This window comes from Pelobacter seleniigenes DSM 18267 (assembly GCF_000711225.1).
In the GTDB taxonomy this organism is placed as follows: Bacteria; Desulfobacterota; Desulfuromonadia; order Desulfuromonadales; family Geopsychrobacteraceae; genus Seleniibacterium; species Seleniibacterium seleniigenes.
Window position 1 is genome coordinate 398909 of sequence record NZ_JOMG01000004.1, and the last position, 25106, is coordinate 424014.

23 protein-coding genes and 1 other RNA gene are annotated in these 25106 nt (G+C 52.4%); 19 read left to right on the forward strand and 5 right to left on the reverse strand.

Translation table 11 applies throughout. The annotated features are described in order from the left end of the window. Positions 1 to 75: 75 nt before the first annotated feature. The 3 genes from N909_RS0118760 to N909_RS0118770 are packed head-to-tail and all read left to right on the forward strand — an operon-like array spanning position 76 to position 3061. Entirely contained in the window at positions 76 to 1794 is a 1719-nt protein-coding gene (locus N909_RS0118760) for a 30S ribosomal protein S1 (RefSeq protein WP_029917673.1), read from the forward strand. A 60-nt stretch (positions 1795 to 1854) separates the two neighbouring features. Further along, positions 1855 to 2745, forward strand: a complete 891-nt coding sequence (gene sppA / locus N909_RS0118765) for a signal peptide peptidase SppA (protein WP_029917674.1) — start codon at positions 1855 to 1857, stop codon at positions 2743 to 2745. 37 nt (positions 2746 to 2782) lie between these two features. Continuing rightward, positions 2783 to 3061: an integration host factor subunit beta gene (locus N909_RS0118770; RefSeq protein ID WP_029917675.1), complete on the forward strand. Its 279-nt coding sequence runs from the start codon at positions 2783 to 2785 to the stop codon at positions 3059 to 3061. A gap of 57 nt (positions 3062 to 3118) precedes the next feature. On the opposite strand, the gene ssrS is transcribed toward N909_RS0118770, so the two are convergent. Beyond that, positions 3119 to 3299: non-coding RNA, 6S RNA (ssrS, locus tag N909_RS25095), on the reverse strand. Between the two features lie 106 nt (positions 3300 to 3405). On the opposite strand from ssrS, the gene N909_RS0118775 reads away from it, so the two are divergent. Genes N909_RS0118775 through N909_RS0118785 form a run of 3 tightly spaced genes read left to right on the forward strand, consistent with a single transcriptional unit; the run spans position 3406 to position 5735 of the window. Then, positions 3406 to 4347: an RluA family pseudouridine synthase gene (locus tag N909_RS0118775; protein WP_029917676.1), complete on the forward strand. Its 942-nt coding sequence runs from the start codon at positions 3406 to 3408 to the stop codon at positions 4345 to 4347. Further along, entirely contained in the window at positions 4328 to 5116 is a 789-nt protein-coding gene (lgt, locus tag N909_RS0118780) for a prolipoprotein diacylglyceryl transferase (protein WP_029917677.1), read from the forward strand. The genes N909_RS0118775 and lgt overlap by 20 nt, the downstream gene beginning before the upstream one ends. Next, positions 5103 to 5735 carry an HAD family hydrolase gene (locus tag N909_RS0118785; protein WP_029917678.1) on the forward strand — a complete coding sequence of 211 codons (633 nt, stop codon included), beginning with the start codon at positions 5103 to 5105 and terminating at the stop codon, positions 5733 to 5735. The genes lgt and N909_RS0118785 overlap by 14 nt, the downstream gene beginning before the upstream one ends. On the opposite strand, the gene N909_RS0118790 is transcribed toward N909_RS0118785, so the two are convergent. The 4 genes from N909_RS0118790 to N909_RS0118805 all read right to left on the reverse strand — a co-directional run bounded on the left by N909_RS0118790 (position 5719) and on the right by N909_RS0118805 (position 10256). Continuing rightward, positions 5719 to 6141, reverse strand: coding sequence for an ATP-binding protein (locus N909_RS0118790; RefSeq protein WP_029917679.1), 423 nt, complete (start codon positions 6139 to 6141; stop codon positions 5719 to 5721). The genes N909_RS0118785 and N909_RS0118790 overlap by 17 nt on opposite strands. 36 nt (positions 6142 to 6177) lie before the next feature. Beyond that, positions 6178 to 6513 carry an STAS domain-containing protein gene (locus N909_RS0118795; protein ID WP_029917680.1) on the reverse strand — a complete coding sequence of 112 codons (336 nt, stop codon included), beginning with the start codon at positions 6511 to 6513 and terminating at the stop codon, positions 6178 to 6180. Positions 6514 to 6759: 246 nt separating this feature from the next. Further along, positions 6760 to 10011 (reverse strand): SpoIIE family protein phosphatase, encoded by a 3252-nt coding sequence (locus tag N909_RS0118800; RefSeq protein ID WP_245613638.1) that lies wholly within the window; start codon positions 10009 to 10011, stop codon positions 6760 to 6762. Next, a complete protein-coding gene (locus N909_RS0118805) occupies positions 10008 to 10256 on the reverse strand; it encodes a hypothetical protein (protein WP_029917682.1) in 249 nt (82 codons plus the stop codon). Before N909_RS0118805 ends, N909_RS0118800 begins: the two co-directional genes overlap by 4 nt. 509 nt (positions 10257 to 10765) lie before the next feature. Here N909_RS0118805 and N909_RS0118815 point away from each other — a divergent pair. The 13 genes from N909_RS0118815 to bamA all read left to right on the forward strand — a co-directional run bounded on the left by N909_RS0118815 (position 10766) and on the right by bamA (position 25104). Continuing rightward, positions 10766 to 12487: a tetratricopeptide repeat protein gene (locus tag N909_RS0118815; RefSeq protein ID WP_084167823.1), complete on the forward strand. Its 1722-nt coding sequence runs from the start codon at positions 10766 to 10768 to the stop codon at positions 12485 to 12487. Then, complete coding sequence (locus N909_RS0118820) at positions 12484 to 13239, forward strand: LolA family protein (RefSeq protein ID WP_029917684.1); 756 nt, start codon at positions 12484 to 12486, stop codon at positions 13237 to 13239. The genes N909_RS0118815 and N909_RS0118820 overlap by 4 nt, the downstream gene beginning before the upstream one ends. A 23-nt stretch (positions 13240 to 13262) precedes the next feature. Further along, on the forward strand, positions 13263 to 14906 hold the full coding sequence (locus N909_RS0118825; protein WP_029917685.1) for an ABC transporter substrate-binding protein: 1644 nt from the start codon (positions 13263 to 13265) through the stop codon (positions 14904 to 14906). Positions 14907 to 14912: 6 nt separating this feature from the next. Then, entirely contained in the window at positions 14913 to 15908 is a 996-nt protein-coding gene (locus N909_RS0118830) for an ABC transporter permease (RefSeq protein ID WP_029917686.1), read from the forward strand. Between the two features lie 30 nt (positions 15909 to 15938). Then, positions 15939 to 16556, forward strand: coding sequence for a cyclic di-GMP-binding domain-containing protein, MshE-related (locus N909_RS0118835; protein ID WP_029917687.1), 618 nt, complete (start codon positions 15939 to 15941; stop codon positions 16554 to 16556). Next, on the forward strand, positions 16553 to 17413 hold the full coding sequence (locus N909_RS0118840; RefSeq protein ID WP_029917688.1) for an ABC transporter permease: 861 nt from the start codon (positions 16553 to 16555) through the stop codon (positions 17411 to 17413). Before N909_RS0118835 ends, N909_RS0118840 begins: the two co-directional genes overlap by 4 nt. Next, entirely contained in the window at positions 17410 to 17817 is a 408-nt protein-coding gene (locus N909_RS0118845; protein ID WP_029917689.1) for a hypothetical protein, read from the forward strand. The genes N909_RS0118840 and N909_RS0118845 overlap by 4 nt, the downstream gene beginning before the upstream one ends. Before the next feature lies 1 nt (position 17818). Next, complete coding sequence (gene mutM / locus N909_RS0118850) at positions 17819 to 18634, forward strand: bifunctional DNA-formamidopyrimidine glycosylase/DNA-(apurinic or apyrimidinic site) lyase (protein WP_029917690.1); 816 nt, start codon at positions 17819 to 17821, stop codon at positions 18632 to 18634. A gap of 7 nt (positions 18635 to 18641) precedes the next feature. Next, positions 18642 to 19052 carry an acyl-CoA thioesterase gene (locus N909_RS0118855; protein WP_051689960.1) on the forward strand — a complete coding sequence of 137 codons (411 nt, stop codon included), beginning with the start codon at positions 18642 to 18644 and terminating at the stop codon, positions 19050 to 19052. Positions 19053 to 19189: 137 nt separating this feature from the next. Beyond that, positions 19190 to 20674: a lysine--tRNA ligase gene (gene lysS / locus N909_RS0118860; protein WP_029917692.1), complete on the forward strand. Its 1485-nt coding sequence runs from the start codon at positions 19190 to 19192 to the stop codon at positions 20672 to 20674. Between the two features lie 31 nt (positions 20675 to 20705). Then, positions 20706 to 21956, forward strand: a complete 1251-nt coding sequence (locus N909_RS0118865) for a lipoprotein-releasing ABC transporter permease subunit (RefSeq protein ID WP_029917693.1) — start codon at positions 20706 to 20708, stop codon at positions 21954 to 21956. Position 21957: 1 nt separating this feature from the next. After that, the gene (locus N909_RS0118870; protein ID WP_425415859.1) at positions 21958 to 22644 is read left to right on the forward strand and encodes an ABC transporter ATP-binding protein; all 687 of its coding nucleotides are present in this window, start codon (positions 21958 to 21960) and stop codon (positions 22642 to 22644) included. Between the two features lie 279 nt (positions 22645 to 22923). Further along, on the forward strand, positions 22924 to 25104 hold the full coding sequence (gene bamA, locus N909_RS0118875; protein WP_162179140.1) for an outer membrane protein assembly factor BamA: 2181 nt from the start codon (positions 22924 to 22926) through the stop codon (positions 25102 to 25104). Positions 25105 to 25106 lie beyond the last annotated feature (2 nt).

Here is a 25106-nt window from a genome sequence, read left to right on the forward strand (position 1 = left end):
TGTTATCTTGCCCAGTCTCAATTTGAGTCCGTCGTCGCGAGGCGCCGGAAAATTCGTAAGGGGGTAACATCTCCAATGGTAGAAGAAAAAGACATGCAGGACGAAAACGAAATGGAAACAATGGACGGCGAAGAAAGTTTTGAAGAGCTGCTCAAAGACTATGAGCAGGGTGGCTTCGAGCTGAAACGGAACGACGTCGTTCAAGGCACAATTGTTCAGGTGAATCCTGATTCGGTTGTTGTCGATGTTGGTTACAAATCGGAAGGCGTCATCCCGATTCGTGAGTTTGCCGACGAAAAAGGTGAAATCAACGTCAATGTCGGGGATGTCTATGATGTCCTGTTCGGTGGCGGAGAGAGTGACAGCGGCCTGATCGTTCTGTCCAAGGAAAAAGCGGATCGGCAGAAGATCTGGAATTCCCTGGAAGAAGGTGCGGTTGTTGAAGGACGCATTGTCAGCCGGATTAAAGGCGGTCTCTCGGTCGATATCGGAGTCAACGCATTCTTGCCGGGCTCTCAGGTCGATCTCCGTCCGGTCCGTAACCTGGATAAGGTTATCGGACAATCTTATGAATTCAAGATCATCAAGCTGAACAAACGGCGTGGCAATATCGTTCTGTCACGGCGTGTTCTTCTCGAGTCCGAACGTGAGTCCCAGCGCGGTGAAACGCTCAAGACTCTTGAGGAGAACCAGGTTGTTGAAGGGATTGTTAAAAACCTGACCGATTACGGTGCGTTCATCGACCTCGGCGGGATTGACGGTCTTCTGCATATTACTGACATGTCCTGGGGTCGGGTCAAACATCCGTCCGATATCCTGGCTGTCGGCGACAAAATCAACGTTAAGGTGCTCAAGTTCGACAAAGACAAAGAGCGGGTTTCCCTTGGCCTCAAACAGATTGCCCCCGATCCGTGGCTCGATGTCGACAGCAAATACCCGATCGGTGCCAAAGTCACCGGCAAGGTTGTCAGCCTGACCGATTACGGCGCATTTGTCGAGCTTGAAGAAGGTGTTGAAGGCCTCATTCACGTGTCCGAAATGAGCTGGACCAAACGGGTCAAGCATCCGAACAAAGTTCTCAATATCGGTGACGATGTCGAGTCCGTTGTCCTGGCCCTTGATACGGATAATCGGCGTATTTCCCTTGGCCTGAAGCAGGTTGAACCGAACCCCTGGGATGTTATCGGTGAGAAATTCCCCATCGGTACCATTATTGAGGGACAGGTCAAGAATATTACCGATTTCGGCATCTTTGTCGGTGTTGATGAAGGGATTGACGGCCTGGTCCACATTTCCGACCTGTCTTGGACCAAACGCATCAAGCATCCTTCCGAAGCTTACAAAAAGGGCGATCTGGTCAAGGCGGTTGTGCTGAATATCGACCGTGAAAACGAGCGTTTCTCCCTCGGCCTCAAGCAATTGAGTTCCGATCCGTGGGAAACCGTTCCGACCCGCTACGCACGTGGCACCATCGTGAAGGGCAAAGTCACTTCGGTGACCGATTTCGGTATCTTCATTGAGCTTGAAGAAGGGATCGAGGGGTTGATTCATGTCTCCGAGCTGAGCAAAGAGAAGATCGACAGCCCGAAAGAATTCGCCCATGTCGGTGACGATCTCGAAGCTGCGGTACTCCAGGTCGATACCGTTGATCGCAAGATTGCCCTGTCCATCAAGAATCTTGACGAGCAAAAAGAAAAAGCTGAAGTCAACGAATTCATGGGTGCACAGAAAAATGCAACCTCGAATCTCGGAGCGTTGCTGCAAGGCGCTCTGGATCGTAAATCTGACGATTAACTCGTTAGCGAATCAGGATGAGGACTCCAGGCCTGCCTGGAGTCCTTTTTTGTTGGAAATATGAAAAAGCGTCCATTTTTATTGGCTACTCTCACTGTCGGAGGAATATTTTTATTTTTCCTGCTGGTCGTATTCACGGCCGGTTACTTCCATTCCGGGTCGATGGCGGTCTCTGTTGGCGATAAAATCGGTGTTCTTGAAGTTGAGGGGCCGATTGATGACGCCAAGCGTCTGATCGAACAGATCAGAGATTTTTGCGAGCGCGGTTCGATTAAAGCTGTCGTCTTGAGAATCAATTCTCCTGGCGGCGGGGTCGGCCCGTCCCAGGAAATTTATGCGGAATTGAAGAAATTGGCGGCGAAGAAGCCCCTGATTGTTTCCATGGGCTCTGTTGCTGCTTCCGGTGGCTACTATCTGGCCATTGCCGGGGAGAGAATTTTTGCCAATCCGGGAACCATTACCGGGAGTATCGGCGTCATTATGTCTTTTCCCAATTATCAGGAATTGATGGGCAAGGTCGGCGTGGCAACGGAAACCATTAAAAGTGGACAGTATAAGGATGTCGGTTCTGCGACCAAACCGTTTACGGATGCAGATCGCGATCTTCTGCAGAATTTGATTGATGATGTTTACCAACAGTTTATCGAGGCTGTCAGCAAGGGGAGAAATATCCCGGTCGATAGACTGCAACCCTATGCCGACGGACGCATCCTAAGCGGTCGTCAGGCAAAAGAAATCGGTTTGGTTGATGAACTCGGTACTTTCTACGATGCCATCGACTACGCAGCGGATCTTACCGGTCTCGGTGCCGATCCGGATCTCGTCTATCCGGAACCGATCCAAAAAAATTTGCTTGATCGTTACCTTGATACCATGATGAGTCGCTATCTTGGCGTGGATATGTTTCCCGTCAAAATGCATGGCCCGTTGTATCTCTGGAGCGGTTATTGACAGCTTGTGAAATTTTTATTGAGGCAGGAAGGTTAAAATGACTAAAAGTGAATTAATTGAGCGTCTTTCGGACGAACATGAACTATTGAACAAAAAGGATGCTGAAGCAGTTATCAATTTGATTTTCGGCGGTATCGGCGATGCTCTTGCTCAGGGTGATCGCGTTGAAATCCGCGGGTTTGGCTCCTTTTCGGTCAGGGAACGCGATGCTCGTGAAGCCAGAAATCCCAAAAGTGGGCAGCTGGTCAAAATCCCCTCACGTAAAACCCCCTTTTTTAAGACCGGTAAAGAACTGCGTGAAAGAGTTGACGAGTAAGACTGTACGCGATGTGTTAAAAAAGGCCCTGACATGATTCTCAGGGCCTTTTTTATTGAACTCTCCGGGATGCCGGTATCGCTCTGTACGAATGACCTGGGTATAAACTTTTGTCTTCGGAAAAGATTTCAGGCGTCCCGCTTGAGCGCGGGCTTGCTCACCATCTTTTCACGGATCGACAGGTCACAATCAACGTTGGTCAAAAGACCAGAACTCATGCCATGCACCCCAGAAATTCTGAGTCAAACTTTGTTTCGATATTATCAAAACAGTATTTTGTGTCAAGTGCTAAATAGCTTCGTGCCGCGGTTCTGTTGCCCGACGGCCGAGGGGATGGTTCTCTCATGAAGTGGCAGATTCACAAATTTGAAGCAGCCGCAGCATTGCTGCAAAAACGCCTTGATCAGGCGCTGGCTGAGGCGATACCGGATCTGTCCCGGTCGCGGGCCAAAAAGATTATTGATCTCGGCGGTGTGCATATTAACGGCAGGCGTGTGCGGAGTTGTTCAACGGAGCTTAAATCAGGCGATTCGGTTGAGCTTTACCTTGATCACCTGCCCCTTGACCCTTATCGTATTGCGTCCGAGGAGATTCTTTTTCAAGATCGTTATCTGATTGTTTTGAACAAGCCGGGACTGGTGGAAACCCAGCCGACTCATGCGCGCTTCAAGGGAACGGTCTATGAGGCGTTGCAATGGCATTTGCGCGATCCCTTTCACCCTCAACGTAACATTGAAATCGGCATGGTGCAGCGGCTCGACCGGGGGACTTCCGGGCTGATGGTGTTTTCTCTCCATCCCAGATCTCACAAGGAAATGACCCGGATCTTTCAGGAACATGAGGTGGAAAAAGACTATCTGGCATTGCTGCAGGGGCGGCCGGAACCTTTAAGCGGAGAAATTCGCAGTTTTCTGGCCCGCTCCCGACAGGCAAATCGGGTAAAATCCGTCGCCTGCGGTGGCAAAGAGGCGTTGACCTGCTATCGTGTTGTTGATGATTTCGGGGCCATGGTGCTTGCCTCGGTCAGGATCATGACCGGACGTTCCCACCAGATCCGGGTCCATATGTCTGAAATGGGTTGCCCACTGTTGGGCGATACCCTTTATGGTGGTCCCGAACGGGTTCTCGGCCGCGTTCTGGAGCGCCCTTTGCTGCATGCTGCCAGGCTGGCCTTTAAGCACCCGGTGACCAAGGAAGCCCTTGAATTCAACTGCCCGCCGCCGGCGGATATGCACAGCATCATTGCGCGACTGAAAGAGGCAGATAATGACCTATCCACAGATTGATCCGATTATTTTCCAGGTCGGCCCCTTGGCGGTTCGTTGGTATGGCATGATGTATTTGCTCGGTTTCCTCGGCGGTTTTCTGGTCATGTGTCATGTGGCCCGGCTACGCAATTATCCGCTGGATCGCGAACGAATTTCCGATCTGCTCTTCTATGCGGTGCTCGGGGTGGTCTTAGGAGGGCGGCTCGGTTATGTGCTGTTTTACAACCCCGCTTATTATCTGCGTCACCCTTTGGAAATTTTGTCGGTCTGGGAAGGGGGGATGAGTTTTCACGGCGGGGTGTTGGGGGTGTTGACTGCCACTTTACTGTTTTGTCGTCACAAGCAATTGCCATTTCTGGTGGTGACTGATCTGGCGGTTGCCGCTGTCCCGGTCGGCCTCGGTCTTGGCCGGATCGGAAATTTTATCAACGGCGAGCTGTGGGGCAGGGTTACTGATGTCCCCTGGGGGATGGTTTTCCCGGGGGCGGGCAGCAGCCCGCGACATCCGAGTCAGCTGTACGAAGCCGGCCTCGAGGGGGTGGTCCTGTTTGTGCTGATCTACTGTCTGCATCGCCTCAAGGTTCGTCGTGGCGTTCCTTCCTTCTGTTTCCTCCTTTTTTATGGCCTGTTTCGGTTTGCGGTGGAATTTTTTCGCCAGCCGGACCGGCAACTCGGTTTTCTTTGGGGTGGCGCCACCATGGGGCAATTGCTGTCGTTGCCCATGATCATTATCGGCGCGGGAGCATTACTGCTGATCTATCGTAGGCCTGCTGATGAAGAATCTTAAAGCGGTTATTTTTGATTGCGACGGCGTCATGTTTGAGAGCCGTTCGGCAAACCTGGCTTTTTACAATAAAATCCTGGCCCGGTTCGCGTATCCGCCAGTCACTTTAGATGATCAGGAGCGCGCTCATTTCTGTCATACGGCGAGTTCCCCAGTGGTGCTCAAGGGATTGTTGCATCCGGAGCACCTGGAGGGAGCACTCGCCTATGCTGCACAGTTGGACTACCGGGAGTTTATCCCCTGGATGACGCCGGAATCCGGTTTGAGGACGTTACTGGCCGGCCTGAAAGATGTTTATCCGCTGGCCGTGGCCACCAACCGGGGCGGGAGTATCGAGACTATCCTGAGTCATTTTCAGCTGTTGGAATACTTTTCCACAATTGTCACCAGTGCCGATGTCGCCCGTCCCAAACCGGCTCCGGATATGCTGTTGCTGGCGGCTGAAAAATTGGCTGTGGCACCTGAGGACTGTCTGTTTATCGGCGATTCGGAACTGGATATGGCAGCAGCGCACGCAGCAAATATGAACTTTGCGGGATACGGCCCCTTGGCCGGTGGCGAAGTGCGGATCGGCAGTCACCAGGAACTGCTCGAACTGCTGCTGACTAAGTCAGGTGTTTGATCATCTTCAGGACATTGCCTTTTTTTTCCTGAATGTAATCAACTTCGTCCATCAGGTTGAGAATGATCTGGATGCCGCGGCCGCCTTCCGCCCATTCTTCAACCCCGGCTTCGATCAGACTGTTGATATCAAAACCCTGCCCCTGATCATAGACCTTGATTTCAAGATCCTGATCAGAGGCGGATATGATGATTTTGACATCCTTCTCCGGATCGCAGTCATTGCCGTGGCAAATTGCATTCGCCAGGGCTTCCGTCAGAACCAGATTGAGATGATAGGCCAATTCACGGCGGTTGCCCTGATATCCCCGCAGGGAGTGGGCAACGCTTTCGCCGATTCGGCCGATCATCCCGAGATACTTGGTGTCGTTCGGGATGGTAATATTGACTTCAACCCTTTTTTCCATCAATTTCTTTCTGTGGTAACGGCTGGTTACGACGGATCAAAAACTTTCCTGGGCTTCTTCTACAGAGGCAAAAATTTCAAACACGCGGTGCAGACGAGTCAGCTCGAACATTGACCTGACCTGAGGTTGCAGGCAGCAAAGCTTCAGGCTTCCTTCCCGGGCACTGGCATTCTTAAACCCTGAGACAAGTGCGCCCAGGCCGGAAGAGTCAATAAATCTGACCGCTCCCAGATCGATGATCAGATTGCATTTTCCTTCATCGAAAAGCTGCAGCATCTGTTCCTTGAGGTCCCCGCTATTGTGGGCATCCATCCGTTCTTCCTCGACATTGATGCGGACGAGGTTACCCTGTTCGGTGATATTCAATTGCATGTTGGCTCCCTTCATTGTTGCACTTGACTAAATAGAGGCGATTCAAAGCTAGGCGATTATACCCTATTTTGGGGGCGACTGGGTTGTGAAAATACCCCCTAACATGGATTTGTTCGAACCACTCGGTCAGACTGAACCTGTTGTCCCGAAACGGCTTTCCTGTGGGCCCTTTTCCCAAATTTTACCGTTCATTATCCGCAGCCGGATTTAAACCTGCAAGGCCGGATGTTCGGCCAGTGCAAAATCTCAACTCAGGACCTTCATGACAAACATGGTGATGTCGTCGTTAAAATGACGCATGCCGGTAAACATACGGACCTGGTTCATGATCCGGTCAATAATTTCCTGGGGCTCCTGCCCTTCGGATTCGCGCAGGAGTTTTTCGAGCCGCTCCATGCCGAAAAATTCATGGTTGCTGTTTTCGGCTTCGACGATTCCGTCGGTATACAGCAAGAGCAGGTCGCCCGGCTCCAGCTGAGTCACCTTCTGTTCAAAAGAGACATCTTTTTTGATGCCGAAAATCAACCCTTCGGCATCAAGCTTGGTCATCTTCTGTTGATACTGCTTCCAAAGAATGGGGGAGTTATGACCGGCATTGCTGAAGGTCAAGGTTTGTCTGTCCGCATGATACTGAAGATAGAACATGGTGACAAACAATTCCGAACGATCAAGGTCTTTCAGGAAATAATCGTTCAAGGCCTGGAGCATTGCCGCCGGTTGTTTGATTCCATCCAGGCGGGCGTGAATAAAGGTTCGCGTTTCCGCCATGATCAGGGCCGAGCCGATATTGTGACCGGAAACATCGGCAATAACCAGATCGTAAATACAGCGCCCCCGCTTGATAAAGTCGTAGTAGTCCCCGCCGACCTGATGGGCCGGCACGCAGAGCCCGGCGACCTGGAAGTTTTCAGACTTTGGCAGGGTTGCGGGTAGCAGGCCGATTTGAATCTCTTTGGCGATCTGCATCTCCCGTTCCTGTTCGCGCACGTGCAGAACCTCCTGCAACTGCTGGTCGTTGCGCCAGGCAATGGCGACCTGCCGGGCCATGTTTTCGAACAAGGCAATAAATTCTTTGGTGAAAATTCCTTTTACGGTTCGAGAAAACGCGGACAGGACACCGATCGGCTGACCGTCGAGAACCACCGGGGTGTGAGCAAAGCAGGTGATATTCTCCCGTTTGATAATTCTGGCCGAAGTCGGTTTGTCCAGGTATTCAGTGTCGTTGATGACAATGGTCTGGTTGGAAAGAAAGGCCTGCCCGATATAGGTTTCCATATTCAGGTTGCGTTCGGACTCGCCGAAATGATCCGAGGACTGGCCGACCAGGCTTTTAACCAGCAGGGTTTCCGTTTCCGGCTCGAGCAGTCGAATGACGCAAAGATCAAAACGGAACTGCTGGGCGAGAAGCGCCAGAATATTGTCGAGGGTTTTCTGAAGATCTTCGCCTCGGGAAACGATCTGGGCGGCATCGTAAAGAACGCTGAGCTGTTCCCGGCTGGCGGCATGGCTGATGGTGACGGTGCCGAAGATATCGAACACATCCTCCATTTCACTGCCGCGCGCGGAGAGATAATTTTCCAGGATGATTCTGGCGGGCGCGGCACCGACGTGACCGGCGAGGGTGCGTTCGGTAAAGCTTTTCAGGTGGGGAATCTCAAGATCGGAAAGACTCCCGCGCGCATCGATTTCCTGCTGGTTGATAAATTCACTGATCGCGGCCTGGGCCGGTTTTTCACCGATGAATTTGGACATCAGCTCGACGAATTCGACCACTGTGGGGGCTTTGCTGATTCTTTTCAGTCGGCCCGGGAGAGCCTGAATTTCAGTGGTGGTGTCCACAAATTTATGGGCCTGCATGGTTTCGGATTCTTTTTGTTTGACAAAAAAGGAGATGGTCAGAAAAGCGCCAAGATTGAACAGCATGCTCCAGAACAGGCAATGCGTATAAATATCGAAACCTCGCAACCCGAAGAGCTCAAGAGGCTTGAGCAGACCGATGCCGAACAGGCCGTTCTGCAGGATATCGGAATCCAGCCAGCCAGAGCGGACGAAAGAGGGGACCAGCAAGGTATAAAACCAGATCAGGGCGCCGCAGGATATCCCGGCGATGGCCCCTTTGCAGTTGGCTCTTTTCCAATAAAGACCGCCAATCACTGCGGGGGCGAACTGGGTCGCCGCCATAAAGGAGATCAGGCCGATGTTAACCAGGGCATAAGAATCGCCAATGACCCGGAAATAAAAGTAGCCAAGGAAAATGACCCCGAGGATGTTGACCCGCTTCAAGTTAATCAGCAGGCCCGACATGTCCTGGACATGCATGTTCAATTTCAAAATGATCGGCATGACCAGGTGGTTGAGGATCATTGTCGCAATCGCGACAGCAGAGACCATCACCATGCCCGCTGAAGCAGAGAGGCCACCGACAAAGACCAGCAGCGCCAGCCAGGTATGTCCAGAGGCCAAGGGGAGGGTGAGGACAAAATAATCGGCCTGAGAGGTATCGCCGCCGTTCATGATCAAGCCGCCCAAGGCAATGGGCAGGACAAACAGATTGATCAGAAACATGTAGGCAGGGAAGCGCCACATCGCCTGTTTGATGTGCTGTGGATCGGAGTTTTCCGTGACCATGATGTGAAACTGGCGGGGCAGGAACATAACCGCCATCATGGACAGAACGATCAAACTGAACCACTTGGTGTAGGGAGTCTGTTCAGTGCCAAGGTTGAACAACCTGGCCCGGTCGGGAAATGTTTCAAAGAATTTTTGAAAAATATCTCCGAACCCATCAAATAAGCCGTAAGTCACAAAAATACCGACGGCCAGAAAAGCCACCAGCTTGATCAGGGACTCAAAGGCCACTGCCACGACCAGCCCTTCATGCCGTTCCGAGGTATCAAGATGACGGGCACCGAACAGAATTCCGAACAGAGCCAGCAGCAGGGTCACAAAAAAAGCGGTATCGGTTCCCGGGGGAAGGTTGCCGGCATAATCCTGAATGGCTGGATAGGCGGCGCCGATGGGCAATGACAGCAGACCGAGGGTATGGGCGACAGCCTTGAGCTGCAGGGCAATGTAGGGAGTGATTCCGAAAACCGTAAAGATGGTGACGATGGCTCCCAGAACGGCCGAGCGGTCGTAGCGGCTGGAGATAAAGTCGGCTATGCTGGTGATGTTCTGCTGCTTGCTGACATAAACCATTTTCCGAAGCAGAAACCACCAGGTAAAGGCGATCAGTGTCGGTCCCAGGTAAATGGGGAGGAATTCCAGACCACTGGTTGCCGCGCGGCCAACGCTGCCGTAAAAGGTCCAGCTGGTGCAATAGACGGCAATGGAAAGGGTGTAAATATGGGATTTCTGCAGCAGACTGCGGCCCTGCCTTTTTCGGTGATCTGCGTAATATGCAACCAGAAACAGCAGGACAAAATAACTGAGGGAGACCAGGAAAACCGTTTTTGGGGAAACCATGGCTGACAAAAGGTTGGAGTCCTCCGGAGTCATAACTCTTTCCTGTTCTCCGGGGTGGAGTGGTTACGGGGTTTTTTTTCCATTTGATGGACAAAGATCCAGATTACCAGAATCGATAGCGGCCAACCGATAAAAAAATACAGAACCAGCCCGGGGATTCCAAAGACAGGGGTCGTTGTATTAAAAATATGGATAAAGGGGAAGTTGATCATGATAAGGCCCAGGATCAGGCATAGAATCCAGGCTTCTTTGATTGGATTTTCTTGTGGTTCACGCATCCGTCACCCCTATGGAATGCCTTGGAATTGATCGCCGAGAACTTAAAGACAGGGTAAACTCGGACGGGTAGAATTTCAATGATAATCAGCCCTGTTGGGAATCTCGCGCTATCACCGCGGGTGTTATAACGGAAAGGTGGTTTTTTTCGCAAGGATAAAAGTTTCCGCTGGCTCAGGTCCGCCCCGGTTTATGAACAGGCAGGTACGCAACCGAAGGTTTTCTGTCCGGGCTCCGGCGTTTATTAAGATGGGTCGGCGAAGATCCTGAATTCTTAGCTTTACTGACGAGAAGCCGCGGAGTTCTTCTTGTCTTAAGGGTTTGACGCTTGGGAAATGAGTGTGCTACTTATCGCTATTAACAGGATGTTGAAAAAGGGGCTCCTGCAAATGTCCGCCACCTTGCGCCGGCCACATTTGTTGCGCATCTTTTTTCAGCACCGTCATGCTGGTAGGTCTCCGGTAAACATTGCTTTCACGGTGCTTTTCAGTGCCTGAGAATAGATAATTTGATGCGTCAGTTATGGATAATTTTTGTGCTTCCGGGACTGTTTGCAGTCAGCGGCTGTTCTACGGGGAACTGGGCCTGGCAGCAGACGTCACAAGAACAGGTTGCCCAGCCTTATGCCTCCGAGATTGCCGATCCTGCGGCAAAGGCCCTCTACGCTTTTGTTGAATTTCGCCTGAAAGCTGCCGAAAACCGCTGGGGCGAGGCCCTTCCTGCTTTGGAACGCGCGGTATTTTTTGATCCGCAGTCCGATTACCTGAAAGTCCTGCTGGCGAAAACCTATCTGCATACCCAAAAACAAGCTCAAGCCGTCACGGTGCTAACCGAGCTGATCGAGCGTTCCCCGGAAAATGTCGAGGCGCGTGAACTGCTGGGAGATATTTACAGCCTGGAGAAGAATTATCCGGCCGCGGTTGAACAATACCGGAAGGTTTTGGAACTGGCTGCGGATAACCAGAATGTCCGGCTGAGGCTGGCCATGGTCCTGTCGCGGCTGGATCGTCCCGAAGAGGCGATAGCGACCCTCGAGACTCTGCTCGAACAACAGCCCGATGCCAATATCGCTCGGCTGGCCCTGGCCCGCTTTTACCTGAACCAGGGGAAGGTTGAGCAGGCGCGGGAAACCTATCGGCAGGTTCTTGAATTAGATCCCGGTCAGCAGCAGGCCATCGTCGAGTACGGCAAACTGCTCGAGAAAGATGATCCCGCCGGAGCTCTCCAGCTGTATTTAGACGCAATAGCGACTAATCCTCGGGCCGCCGCTGTGCGCCAACAACTCTCTCAATATTATCTGGATCATGGTCAGATTGAAGAGGCCTTGGCTCAATTGCAGGAGTTGCGCTGGCAGTTTCCGGACAACCTGCAGCTCCTCGGGCAGATCGGCCTGCTGCAATTGGATCTGCAGAATTGGCAATCAGCAGAAAAAGAATTTCGCAATCTGCTGCAGAGCACCACGGATCAGGACCGTTATCGTTATTACCTGGCGATGGCCTTGATCGGGCAGAAGCGTATTGATGAGGCCAGCAAAGAGCTGCTTCAGGTTCCACGCCGGTCTGCTGTTTATGTTCAGGCCCGGCTTCAGTTGGCCTATCTCTATAATGATTCCGAGCGGCGGCAACAGGCGGTAGCGACATTGGAAGATTTGCTCGCAGGAGGAGCGGATGACCCCGAGGCCTATTATTACCTGGTCGCTTTTCTCGGTGAGGGGGAGGATTTCTCCAAGGCTGTCGATTACGCACGGCAGGGGATAACGAAACACCCCCATGATACCCGGCTGCTCTATCAACTGGGCGTCCTTTATGAAAAGCTCGATCGCCGGTCGGATGCCGTAAAAACCATGGAACAGATTCTTACCCTTGATGCGGAGCATCCCGACGCCCTGAATTTTCTGGCTTATGACCAGGCCGAAACGGGGACCGATTTGCCCCTGGCCCTTGAACGAGCCCAAAAGGCGTTTGCCAAAAAGCCCAGCGGCTATATCGTCGATACCCTTGGCTGGGTTTACTATAAAATGGGACGTTATGCCGAGAGCCGCAAACAGTTGGAGGAAGCCACCCGTCAGCATCCGGATGATCCGGTGATCAACGAACATCTCGGCGACCTGTATCGGGCCATGAAGTTATGGGAGCAGGCCGCTACGGTTTATCGCCGGGTTCTTGAACTCGACCCCTCAACGACCGGTGTGGCAGATAAACTCCGGGCGGTTGAACAGGAGGCCGGACAATGAGACTGGCCTGGCTGTTGCTGTTGCTGGTGCTGTCTGCTTGCACCAAGCCCCTGCCGCCGGTTTGGACTGAACAACCTCAAGCCGATCAGCTTTTGGCCCGGCTGGCTGAACAAACCAGTCGTTATCAGGCGTTTGACGCGACGGCGCGGGTCGGCTTGACCGTACAGGGAAAGTTTATGTCCTCCCAGCAGTTTTTGACCGTTGAGCGGCCGGCCAGATTAAGGGCGGACGTGTTGACCGGTTTCGGCCAGCTGATTCTCCAGCTGGCGACCGACGGCAATACCATGACGGTATTGCTGAATAATACCGTTCCCGGCCGTTACCTGTATGGCCCCGCAACTTACGAGAACCTGTCCCGGTTTGTCAGAATACCGCTGCGGCTGAGTGATCTGGTGTCCTTTCTGCTCTACTCTCCGCCGGTGAACTCGTTCAGCTCCGCTGTCGTCAAGGCAGAAGAGAATCAGTTGCTGCTGGTTTTGAGCAATGGCACGGGGAAGCAGGAAGTGATCTTTGATTCCCAGCTGCGGGTGACGGAGGTCCATTATTTCAAGGGCGAAACGCTGGAACTGACCGTCGCTTACCTGGAGTTCTCGGATGTTGATGATTTTCCGAGGCAGATGAAAATTGCTGTGCCGGGGCAGGAGACGACGGTTTCGGTGACCCTGAAGGAGGTCGCCTTGAACCCGGTTATCGAACCGAGTCGTTTTCAGCTGGAAAAACCGGCTAATATTCCGGCAGAGGAATTACGGTGAAGAACAGATATCGTCTTTTGATCATGCTCTGCGGCAAGTCGCCCCAACTGGTCGGTATTTTCCTGGTCACAGGGTTTTGTCTATTGCTCAGTGGTTGTCAGAAGGATCAGGGTGTCGAGCATCCAGGGCTTGATCAAAACGCGACCCCGGTCTATGGCGATACCTTTATCGAAGCTTCCATCGGCGATGCCAATACGCTGTTGCCTGTGCTTGCGTCTGACTCAGCTTCCAGCGAGATCAACGGCCTCCTTTATAACGGCCTGGTCCGATATGATAAAGACCTGAAGTTGGAAGGGGAGCTGGCGGAAAACTGGGAAATTTCGCCGGATAACCTGACCATTACTTTCCATCTGCGTAAAAATGTACTCTGGCACGATGGCGCACCGTTTACTTCGGCTGATGTTAAATTCAACTATGAGTTGTATGTGGATCCACACACCCCGACCGCCTATGCTGAATCTTTCCGCCAGGTCGAAAGTGTCGAAACCCCCGATCCCTATACTTTCATCGCACATTATTCGAAACCCTATGCTCCGGCACTGTTGAGCTGGGGCATGCCGATCCATCCGCAACATCTGCTGGCCGGTGAAGATGTCACCAAAAGCCCGCTGGCTCGGCGACCGGTCGGCACCGGACCTTATAAGTTCAATGAATGGCAGAGCGGGGAGAAGATCGTTCTGGACGCCAACCCCGATTATTTCGAGGGGCGCCCCTATATCAAGCGGGTGCTCTACAGGGTGATTCCTGATCTGTCCACCCAGTTTCTGGAACTGCAGACCGGCGGGCTCGATTTTATGGGCTTAACCCCGCTGCAATATGATCGCCAGACCGATACGCCCGCCTTCAGGCGCTTGTTTAACAAGTATCGTTACCTCAATTTCGGCTATGCCTATCTTGGCTACAATCTCCGCCGGCCCATGTTTCAGGATAAGCGGGTCCGCCAGGCTTTGTCTTACGCCATCAACAAGCAGGAAATCATCGACGGAGTGCTGCTCGGTTACGGCGCCATAGCCACCGGACCTTATAAGCCGGATACCTGGGTTTATAATCCACATGTCCACCGTTATCCGTATGACCCGCAGAAAGCTCGTGCCCTGCTGGCGGAGGCCGGCTGGACCGACAGTGACGGTGACGGAATCCTCGACCGTAAAGGGCAGAAGTTCGTCTTCACCATTGTGACCAATCAGGGGAACGACCTGCGGTCGAAAACCGGTGAGATCATTCAGCGGCGCTTTAAGGAGATTGGCATCGATGTCAAATTGCGCGTTATCGAGTGGGCAACGTTTTTGAAGGAATTCATCAATCCTGGGAATTTCGATGCGACGATCCTCGGCTGGAGCGGTGGTCCCGAACCGGATCAGTATAGTGTCTGGCACTCCAGCAAAACCGCACCCGGCCAGCTCAATTTTATCGGGTTTAAAAATGCTGAGGTCGATGAGCTGTTGGAAAAAGGGCGGCGGGTTTTCGATCAGGCCGAGCGAAAGGTCTATTATGACCGGTTTCAGGAGATTCTGGCAGAGGAACAGCCCTATACTTTTCTGTATGTTCCGGAAGCCTTGCCGGCAGTCTCTAAGCGTTTTCGCGGGATCAAACCTGCTCCGGCGGGAATTCGCTATAATTTTATCAAATGGTATGTTCCCAAATCGGAACAGAAATATACCAGGTAGCAGACTATGCTGAGTTTTATTGCCAAGCGCCTGTTGTTGCTGTTACCCCTGCTGGTGGGGATCACCTTGATCTCGTTTGCGGTGATTCACCTTGCGCCAGGGGAGCCCACCGATATTCAGACCCAGCTGAATCCGCAAGCCAGTACTGAACTCCAGGAGCGGCTGCGGGTGCAGTACGGTCTGGACCAGCCTTTGTATGTCCAGTACGGACGCTGGCTCGGTCGTCTGGTCCAACTCGATTTCGGCGATTCCTTCGCCAGTGATCGGCGGCCGGTGCTGGACAAAATCATCGAGCGGTTGCCGGTGACGATTATGCTTAACCTGCTCTCGATTTTTTTGATTTTGGCGGTCTCCATCCCCCTTGGGGTGGTGTCCGCTATTCGCAGGAATTCCGGGTTTGACCGGGCCACGACCATTTTCGTGTTTACCGGGTTTGCCATGCCCTCGTTCTGGCTGGCCCTGCTGCTGATGGACTGGCTGGGCGTCCGCGTCGGCTGGTTGCCGGTGTCGGGACTGAAATCCCTTGGTTATGAATACCTGAGTTGGGGTAATCAAATTCTCGATCGACTCAGTCACCTGATCCTGCCGGTCTTTATTTCCGCCATCGGCGGACTGGCCGGGTTCTCCCGCTACATGCGTTCGAATATGCTGGAAGTCATTCGCCAGGACTATATCCTGACCGCTCGTGCCAAAGGCCTGTCGGAGCGGACGGTTATTTATAAGCATGCCCTGCGCAACGCCTTGTTGCCGGTTATTACCATCCTCGGGTTGGCGGTTCCCGGACTGATCGGCGGGAGCGTTATTTTCGAGACCATTTTTGCCATCCCCGGCATGGGGAAGCTGTTTTATGATGGGGTCATGATGCGTGATTATCCTTTGATCATGGGGATTCTGGTCATGGGCGCGGTTCTGACCTTGCTTGGAAATCTGCTTGCGGATGTCTGCTATGCTTTGGCTGACCCACGGATTCGGCATGGTCAGCAGCAACGTGGGCCGTCCTGACCACAGCCGGTGCGGAAAAAGGGGAACAATATGGAATTGAATGCAAATCGTCTCGGTGAAATGTTACTGGAAGCAGGCCTGATCGATCAGTTCCAACTGGAATCTGCTTTGTCCATGCAGCGTAACCTGGGGGGGCGGATCGGCAGTGCGTTGGTGAAACTCGGCTATCTCCCGGAGGAAACGATCCTGGAGTTTCTGGAGACCCAGGCCAAATATGCGCGTATCTCCCTGCGCGATCTGGAATTGTCCGCGGAGTTAATGAGGATTCTTCCTCCGGAACGGATGTTGGAACGCGTGGTGGTCCCGGTGGAATTGCGAAAAATCGGCAATGAAAAGGCTTTGCGGGTGGCCATGACCGACCCGACCAATCTGCCATTGATTGAAGAACTCCAGTTCAGTACCGGCTGTCGTATCCTGCCGGTTGTGGCCGGCGAAGAAGAAATCATTGCGGCCATCAACAGCAATCTGCCTGCAGCTGACGAAGACCTGGCCGGACCCGTCACTGAGGATGATGATTTCGTAACCCATAATATGATCGATCTGGGCGATCTTTCAACCGATGACCCCAGGCTGGATCGGCTGCTCGATATTTTGCAGAAAAAGGGGATTCTGAGTGCGATCGACGTTGAAAGGGTGAAGTTCAATTGAGTCAAACTGTCGGGAAAAGTTCGTTTGTCAGGGATGTGGTCTGGCAGCGTTTGCGGCATAACCGGATGGCATTGTGCGGCGGGGGGATTGTCCTGCTGATGTTTGTAATGGCCGGGGCGGCTTCTTTGACCAGCAGTGACCCGGCGGCCATCAACATCAGCCAGAGTTTGTTGCCACCGAGTTTTGCACATCCATTGGGGACTGATGACCTGGGTCGGAGTGTGTTTGTGCGCATGCTTTACGGAGCGCGGATTTCGCTGCTGGTTGGTTTTGTGGCGGTCGGCATTTCAACCTTGATCGGGATCTTTTTCGGCGCCCTGGCTGGGTATTATGGCAGCTGGGTCGATACGGTCATCATGCGGTTTGTCGATATCATGCTCTGCTTTCCAACCTTTTTTCTGATTCTGGCGGTCATTGCGTTTCTCGATCCCTCAATCTGGAACATCATGATCGTTATCGGTCTGACCAGCTGGATGGGGGTGGCACGCCTGATTCGGGCGGAGTTTTTAAGCTTGCGGCAACGCGATTTCGTCCTTGCAGCGCGGGCCCTGGGCTGCTCTGATATGCGCTTGATCTTCCGGCATATTCTGCCTAATGCCATGTCGCCGGTGCTGGTCTCGGCGACCCTCGGCGTGGCGGGGGCTATTCTCACTGAAAGTGCATTATCGTTTCTTGGTATCGGTGTCCAGCCACCGACCCCGTCCTGGGGCAACATGCTGATTGTCGGCAAACAGACCCTGGGCAGTGCCTGGTGGCTGTCTGTTTTTCCAGGGCTGGCTATCCTGCTAACGGTCCTTGGCTATAATCTGCTCGGGGAGGGGATTCGCGATGCGCTGGACCCCCGGTTAAAAGAATGAAAATTGAAGATTTTTTGCACCAGCGTTTCCAGGCATTGATGACCGCAGATTATGCCGCCGTTTTTGCCAGTTACCATGAACAGGCCCCGTTTCGACAACAATTCGCCAGCTGCGAAGATTACCTGGATTTTGCCCGTCGTCAACTCGCCCAGGTCAAAGTGCTGAATTGGCAATTTTTAGGGCAGCGCGAGGCTGCGGTCGGGCAGGTGGAGTGTCTGCTCAGCATGGAACTGGAAGTTGGAACAGTGAGACAGCCCTACTATGAATTGGCGTTGCTGATCCAAGACCACTCCGGGTGGCACTATCATTCCGCTCAAAAACTGACGGCCGAAGATTTTAGCGGCTCTCCCGAGCAGATCGATTTCAGGCATTTCGATGACGCCAGCCCGAAGATAAGGTTTTAGCATGCCCGAATTACCCGAAGTCGAAACCACCCTGCGGGGGATTTCTCCGCATGTGACCGGAAAAACCATTCTTGAACTGATCCTCAGAACGTCTCGTTTACGCTTCCCGCTGGATCACAAGCTGCCGCTGCTGCTAACCGGGCAGCGGGTTTTGCGGGTTACGCGACGAGCGAAATACCTGTTGTTGCATTGTGATCTTGGCACGCTGATCATTCACCTCGGTATGTCCGGGTCGTTGCGCATTGTTCCGGCCGGGACAACGGAACGTAAACACGATCATGTCGATCTTATTTTCAGCGACGGTAACTGCCTGCGGTTCAGCGACCCGCGTAAATTCGGGGCGTTTCTGTTTACCACCGAACCACCCGAACAGCATCGCCTGTTGCAGGGCCTGGGTCCTGAACCGTTGGAGGCTCAGTTTGACGGGAACTATTTGTTCGACCAGTCCCGCCAACGTAAGCTGGCGATCAAACCGTTCATCATGGATCAGCATGTTGTCGTCGGAGTCGGGAATATCTATGCCAATGAAGCGCTGTTTCGCAGCGGTATCCATCCGGCGCGCAGTGCCGGGAAAATCAGCCGGCAACGTTTTCTGACCTTGGCCGAAGAGATCAAGCTGGTGTTGCAGCAATCGATAGCGGCAGGCGGCACAACCATCAGCGATTTTCAACAGAGTGATGGTAAACCCGGGTATTTCAAGCAGGAACTGACGATCTATGGTCGGGAAGGGGACGCCTGCATCCTTTGCGGTGGGCCCATAAAATGTACCCGCCTGGCCCAGCGCTCAACTTATTTCTGTCCACACTGTCAGAGATGATCGACCTATGCAGAATTTTCGCTTTCAATTTGCCCGGCAGGTCGGCGTTGCCGATGTCAATTACGGCGGGCATGTGTCCAATGCCGCGGTGCTCAACTTTTTCCAGGATGCGCGGATTGCTTACCTGACCAAGCTTGGACCGTTTTCCGAATTGGATTTGGGCGGCTGCGGAATCATCATGCCGGAAGCCCACGTTTATTATCATCGGGAGATGTTTCTTGGCGACCTGCTGACGGTTGCGCTTCGCGCCGAGCCGGTTAAGCGCACTCGCATACGGATGTTTTATCGGGTGACTCGACAGGAGCAGCTGACCGTCGAAGGCGAAACCCTGCTGGGCTGTTTTGACTACAACAAGCGTAAACCCTGTCCGATTCCAGCCGATTTTTTAGCGGCGCTGGTGAATTTCGAGCAGCTTTAACCTTGAGCGACGGTTGAACTTCTGGCCGAGCTGGCGGGCAGAGGCTGTTCTTGGCCTCGCAACGGCTTTCTGCCTTGACGAATGCGGCTGTCAGGGGTTATCGTGCCTCTCCAAATCAAGCGTAAGGATCAAGACCAATGGAAGAGCTTAACGAATTATTGCAACAGCGGCGCAGCAAGATCAAAAGTTTTGAAGAGGCCGGTGTTAACCCTTTTGCCAATGACTTCAAGATAACCGCCACGGCGGGGCAGGTTTTGGAACTGCACGCCGCAGATGATAAGGACGCCCTTGAGGACCTTGATAAGAGTTATCGCATCGGCGGACGGATCATGGCCCGCCGCGATTTCGGCAAGGCCGCTTTTTTACAGGTTCAGGATGGCAGTGGGCGGATCCAGGTTTATGTCGCTCGCAACCAGGTCGGTGACGACGTTTTTGAAAATTTCAAAAAATTCGATATCGGCGATATCATCGGCGTTGCCGGAGCCCCTTTCCGGACCAAGACCGATGAGCTTTCTCTGCGGGCCAGTGAAATTCGCCTGCTCACCAAATCTCTGTTGCCATTGCCGGAAAAATGGCATGGCCTGACCGATGTCGAAACGCGCTACCGGCAACGCTATCTGGACCTGATTGTCAACCCGGATGTGCGCGAGGTGTTCCGCAAGCGCGGCCGCATCGTGAATCTGATTCGTGATTATATGGTTGCGAATGATTTTCTTGAGGTGGAAACCCCGATGATGCATCCTGTTGCGGGGGGCGCGACGGCGAAACCTTTTGTTACCCATCACAATACGCTCAAGATGGACCTGTTCCTGCGGATTGCTCCTGAGCTTTACCTGAAAAGGCTGGTTGTCGGCGGGTTTGATCGGGTGTTCGAAATCAATCGCAATTTCCGCAATGAAGGGATCTCCATCCAGCACAACCCTGAATTCACCATGATGGAATTTTACCGGGCCTATGCCACCTACCATGATCTCATGGATTATACGGAGCAATTGATCTGTCATGTGGCCGAGCAGGTTTGCGGCGGTCTGGTGATCCCCTATGGCGACCGAGAAGTCGACCTGACTCCGCCCTGGGATCGACTGACCCTGAGAGAGGCGATCGTCAAATACGGTCGGGTCGAAATGGAGGTATTGAACGATCATGAACAGGCGCTCAACTATGCCAATTCCATCGGCCTTGAACTGGACAAACAGATCGGTCACGGTAAACTGTTGACGGAAATTTTCGATGAAGTGGTTGAGCCGCAACTCTGGCAGCCGACTTTTATCACCGAATACCCGACTGAAATATCGCCCCTCAGTCGTAAAAACGACCAGAACCCGGATGTTGTCGATCGGTTTGAGTTGTTTGTTGTCGGGCGCGAACTGGCCAATGCCTTTTCCGAGCTCAACAATCCCATTGATCAGAAAGAACGCTTCCTGAAACAGCTGGAAGAAAAAGCCAAAGGCGACGAAGAAGCGCATGAAATGGATGAAGACTACATTCGTGCTCTTGAGTATGGTTTGCCGCCGACGGCGGGTGAGGGGATCGGGATTGATCGTCTGGTCATGCTGCTGACCAATTCGGCCTCGATTCGTGATGTCATTCTGTTCCCGCAGATGCGTCCCGAATCTCTCTGATTATAAAATCAGTAAACTGAAACGGATAACGATGTCCTACGAGTGGTTTATCAGCCTCCGTTACCTGCGTGCCAAGCGGAAGCAAACCTTCATTTCGGTTATCTCCTTCATATCCATTGCCGGAGTGACTCTGGGGGTCGGCGCTCTGATTCTGGTCCTTGCCGTTATGACAGGGTTTACCGACGGGGTGCGGCAACAGATTCTCGGTAATGTTCCCCATGTTCTGGTGCAGCGCTATGGTGAGGGGATCTCCAACCCGGATCAGGTTGTTGCCGCCGCTCTGCAGGTCCCTCATGTTGTTTCCGCTGCGCCGTTCGTCTCTAAGGAGGCGATGCTGCTGTCCAAGGGAAATGTCGCAGCGGTCAATGTCAAGGGCGTTGGGGTTGAGCATAAAATTTTCAAGCAAAAGCTGCTGACCGCGGCCGGTCAATCCGCCGTTGAGGCTTTTTCCGCTGTTAATCCGTCTCAGCCGGGTATTGTTATCGGTCTGGACACTGCCTCAAATCTGGGGGTCAGTGTCGGAGATACCATCAATGTTATCCCCCCGCTATTTACTATCACTCCTTTTGGAATGATCCCCAAAATGAAGCCGTTCAAGGTGGTTGCTATTTTTGAAAAACAGAGCAGCCTGGTGGACAGCTTTTATGCTTATATTCCGCTGTCGATCGCCCAGAGTTTCTTCGATTCCGAAGGGCTGGTCAGTGGTATTGAGATTGAAGTAGATCTTTTCGCAAGAGCTCCGGAAGTGGCCCGGGTTTTAAGTAAGGAATTCGGTTTTCCATATATCATCAGACCCTGGCAGACCATGTACGGCTCCTTTCTTTCCGCTTTGAAGCTTGAAAAACTGGGCTTGTTTATCGTCCTGGGGATCATTGTTCTGGTCGCTGCCTTCAATATTGCCACTACTCTGATTATGGTGGTTATGGAGAAGAGCCGGGATATTGCAATCCTCCGGGCCATGGGGGCCAATGCCCGCAGTATTATGAAAATTTTCCTGCTCGAAGGTCTGATCATCGGCACCCTCGGCACCGGTCTGGGGACCATCCTTGGTGTCTTTCTTGCCGATAACGCGGACAGCATTATCAAATATCTTGAGCGTACCTTCGGCATCCGGATCTTTGATCAAGCGGTCTATGGCATGGATCATTTCCCGGCACAAATTATTTACAGTGATGTAATCGCGGTGATGAGCATGGCTATGATCATCTGTTTGCTGGCCACCGTTTACCCTGCCTGGCGAGCCTCCAGAATGGATCCGGCGGAGGCGTTGCGCTATGAATAATGTGCCGGTGCTGATTGAGACCCGCTGCCTGGAGAAGGAGTTCAAAACTCCGGTTCGTGATATCAAGGTGCTGCGAGGAATAAATCTGTCGATTCGCCAGGGCGAACGGGTGGCCATTGTTGGTACGTCCGGGGCTGGTAAGACGACCCTGATGCATATCCTGGGGGGGCTTGATCACCCCAGCGAAGGGGATGTGCTGTTCGAAGGCAGCGACATCTATGCTCTGCGCGGCGCAGCTCTGGATGGGTTTCGTAATAAGACGGTCGGTTTCGTTTTTCAGTTTCATCAGCTGTTGCCTGAATTCAGTGCCTTGGAAAATGTCATGATGCCGCTGCTGATTGGGGGTGTCAGGCGTTCTGTTGCCTTGAAACAGGCAGCAGAGGTGCTGAGTGAGGTCGGTCTGGAAGAGCGCCTGACCCATAAGCCCGGGGCTCTCTCCGGTGGAGAACAGCAGCGGGTGGCCATTGCCAGAGCATTGGTACGGCAGCCACGGTTGCTGCTCGCGGATGAGCCGACCGGCAACCTGGACAGTTTGACCTCTGATGAAATTCTGGCGCTGCTGAATCAGATCCATCGCTCGCGCGGGCTCACCATGATAATTGTAACTCATAATCAAGATTTGGCGACCAGCCTTGACCGGGTGTTACAGATTGAGGACGGAATCCTGGCCGGGGATATTTTAAATTGAAGTTAATAGGCTGATTTCCTATAATGCACAGTTCCGTTTATTGTTCCGTCGGCATTTCAACGCCAGTCATGGCAAACAGTCGGTTTGGGGGGCGGACCCGGTTTGTTGGGGCTCAGGCGGCGCTGGTCTGTCGCAAGGATATCGTCTCTCCAATTGAAGCAGACTGGTGGGCGATGAAGAAGCATTTTAACTTGATTGAATTTGCCAGCGTATTGAGGGCTGCCGATGCTTAAACGCTTTATATTGACATGTTTGTTCCTGATAATTGCAGTTGCGGCGATGGCCCAGTCCTTCAAGGTGTCCGAAATCCGGGTGGAAGGGAATAACCGGATTGCCACCGCAACCATTTTGGCGGTGTTGTCAATGGAAGCGGGTGACGAGGTCAGCCTGGAACAGGTTGATGAGGCGGTTCATAAAATTTTTGCGCTGGGCAGTTTTGCCGATATCTCTGCGGATTTGACCGAAGTGCAGGGTGCAAAGATTATCACTTTTGTGGTCAAGGAGCTGCCTCTGGTGAGGCGTTTTGAGCTCTCCGGCAACGACGAATTGTCCAAAGACACTCTCCGCCCTCTGATCAAGTTGAAAACCCCTTCCATATACAACCGGGATAAGGTCGATGAAAGCGTTGCCGAACTGAAAAAAAAGTATATTGAAGAGGGGTACCATGCGGTCAAAATTGAGCCTCAACTGCAAACCGATATCAACAATGAAGCAACTTTGATTTTTGATATCAAAGAAGGCGAAAAAGTCCTGATTAAAAATATCACCTTTATCGGTAATACGGTTTTTGACAAGGACCAACTCCTGAAGCATATCGAAACCCAGGAAAAGTGGTGGTTGTCCTGGTTAACCGGTCGTGGGGCCTATCAGGAAGACACCATGGATATGGATATTGAGCGGATCAAAGCTGCCTACCACGATGTCGGTTATCAGGACGTGAAGGTCAAACCCGCCCAGGTGAAGCTGGTTGATGACGACCATCTTGATATCCTCATCGAAATTGATGAGGGTCCGCTGTATCATGTTGGGAAAGTTCAGGTGAGCGGAGATATGATGCGCAGCCAGGACGAGCTGCTGGACCTGGTCAAACTGAAGCAGGGGGATGTTTTCAGCCGGGAGAAACTGCGTCAGAGTATTCTGGCCCTCACCGACCTGTATGCTGATAACGGCTATGCTTACGCCAATGTTGCGCCGCTGACCAACAAGGACACCGAGAAAAAAATAATCGATCTGAATCTGGAGATTGATCAGGGCACCCAGGTTTACATTGAAAAAATAAGAATTCGCGGGAATGATAAAACCCGGGACAAGGTTATTCGGCGGGAAATTCCCATTGTTGAAGGGGATCTGTACAACGCCAAACAAATTAAGGCGGCCAATCGTAACATCAGGAACCTCGGTTTCTTCGAGGAGGTCAATATTACCGACAAACCGGGTTCGGAAGCGGACAAGACCATTCTTGACGTTGACGTCACCGAACAGGCGACCGGAACGTTTTCTATCGGGGTGGGTTTTTCGTCTGTTGACAAGCTCATCATGCAAGGTTCGATAACCCAGGACAATCTTTTTGGGTATGGCGTGAAGCTCAGCCTGAGCGGATCACGGAGCAATTCTTCGTTCACTTATTCTCTTGGGGTAACCGATCCGCATTTTCTGGATACCGATTGGACTCTGGGGTTCGAAGTCTATAAGTCGGAGCGGGAGTATGATAGTTATGATGATCACCGGACTGGCGCGGCTATCAAAGCGGGACACCCGGTTTCTGAGAACTCCAAACTCTTTCTGACTTATCGCTACGAAATACAGGAAATTCTCAACGTCGATGATGATGTCACCAGTCCGATTATTCTTGATGCTGAGGGCAAAGAGACTTTATCTTCTATTACTGCGGAGTGGGTTCGCAACACCACTGATTACTATCAGGATCCGAGCCGTGGGGGGATCACCAAGCTCAGTGTGGAATTTGCAGGAATCGGTGGAACCCAGAATTTCATCAAACCGATTGCCGAACATCGTCACTTTTTTCCCATGTTCTGGAGTACTGTTTTCTCCGTACACGGAGCCGTCGGCTATATCGCATCGACTAATGGCGATGATGTACCGTTAGGGGAGAAATTCTTTCTTGGCGGGATTCGCACAATCCGAGGATTTAAGACGCGGGAAGTCGGTCCTGAGGATGGCGGGGAGTACATCGGCGGTGAAAAAATGGCCTATGCCAACTTTGAATACCTGTTCCCCATTGATAAAGACCTCGGATTGAAAGGGGTATTGTTTTACGACGTCGGCAATGCCTGGAGAGATAATGAAAGTTATTTTTCTGATTTACGCTCCAGTGTCGGTGCCGGAATTCGCTGGCTCAGCCCGCTGGGCCCATTGCGGTTTGAATGGGGTTACAACCTTGATCAGCGCGATGGCGAAAAACCTTCGGTTTTTGAATTCTCAATCGGAAAAGCTTTTTAAAA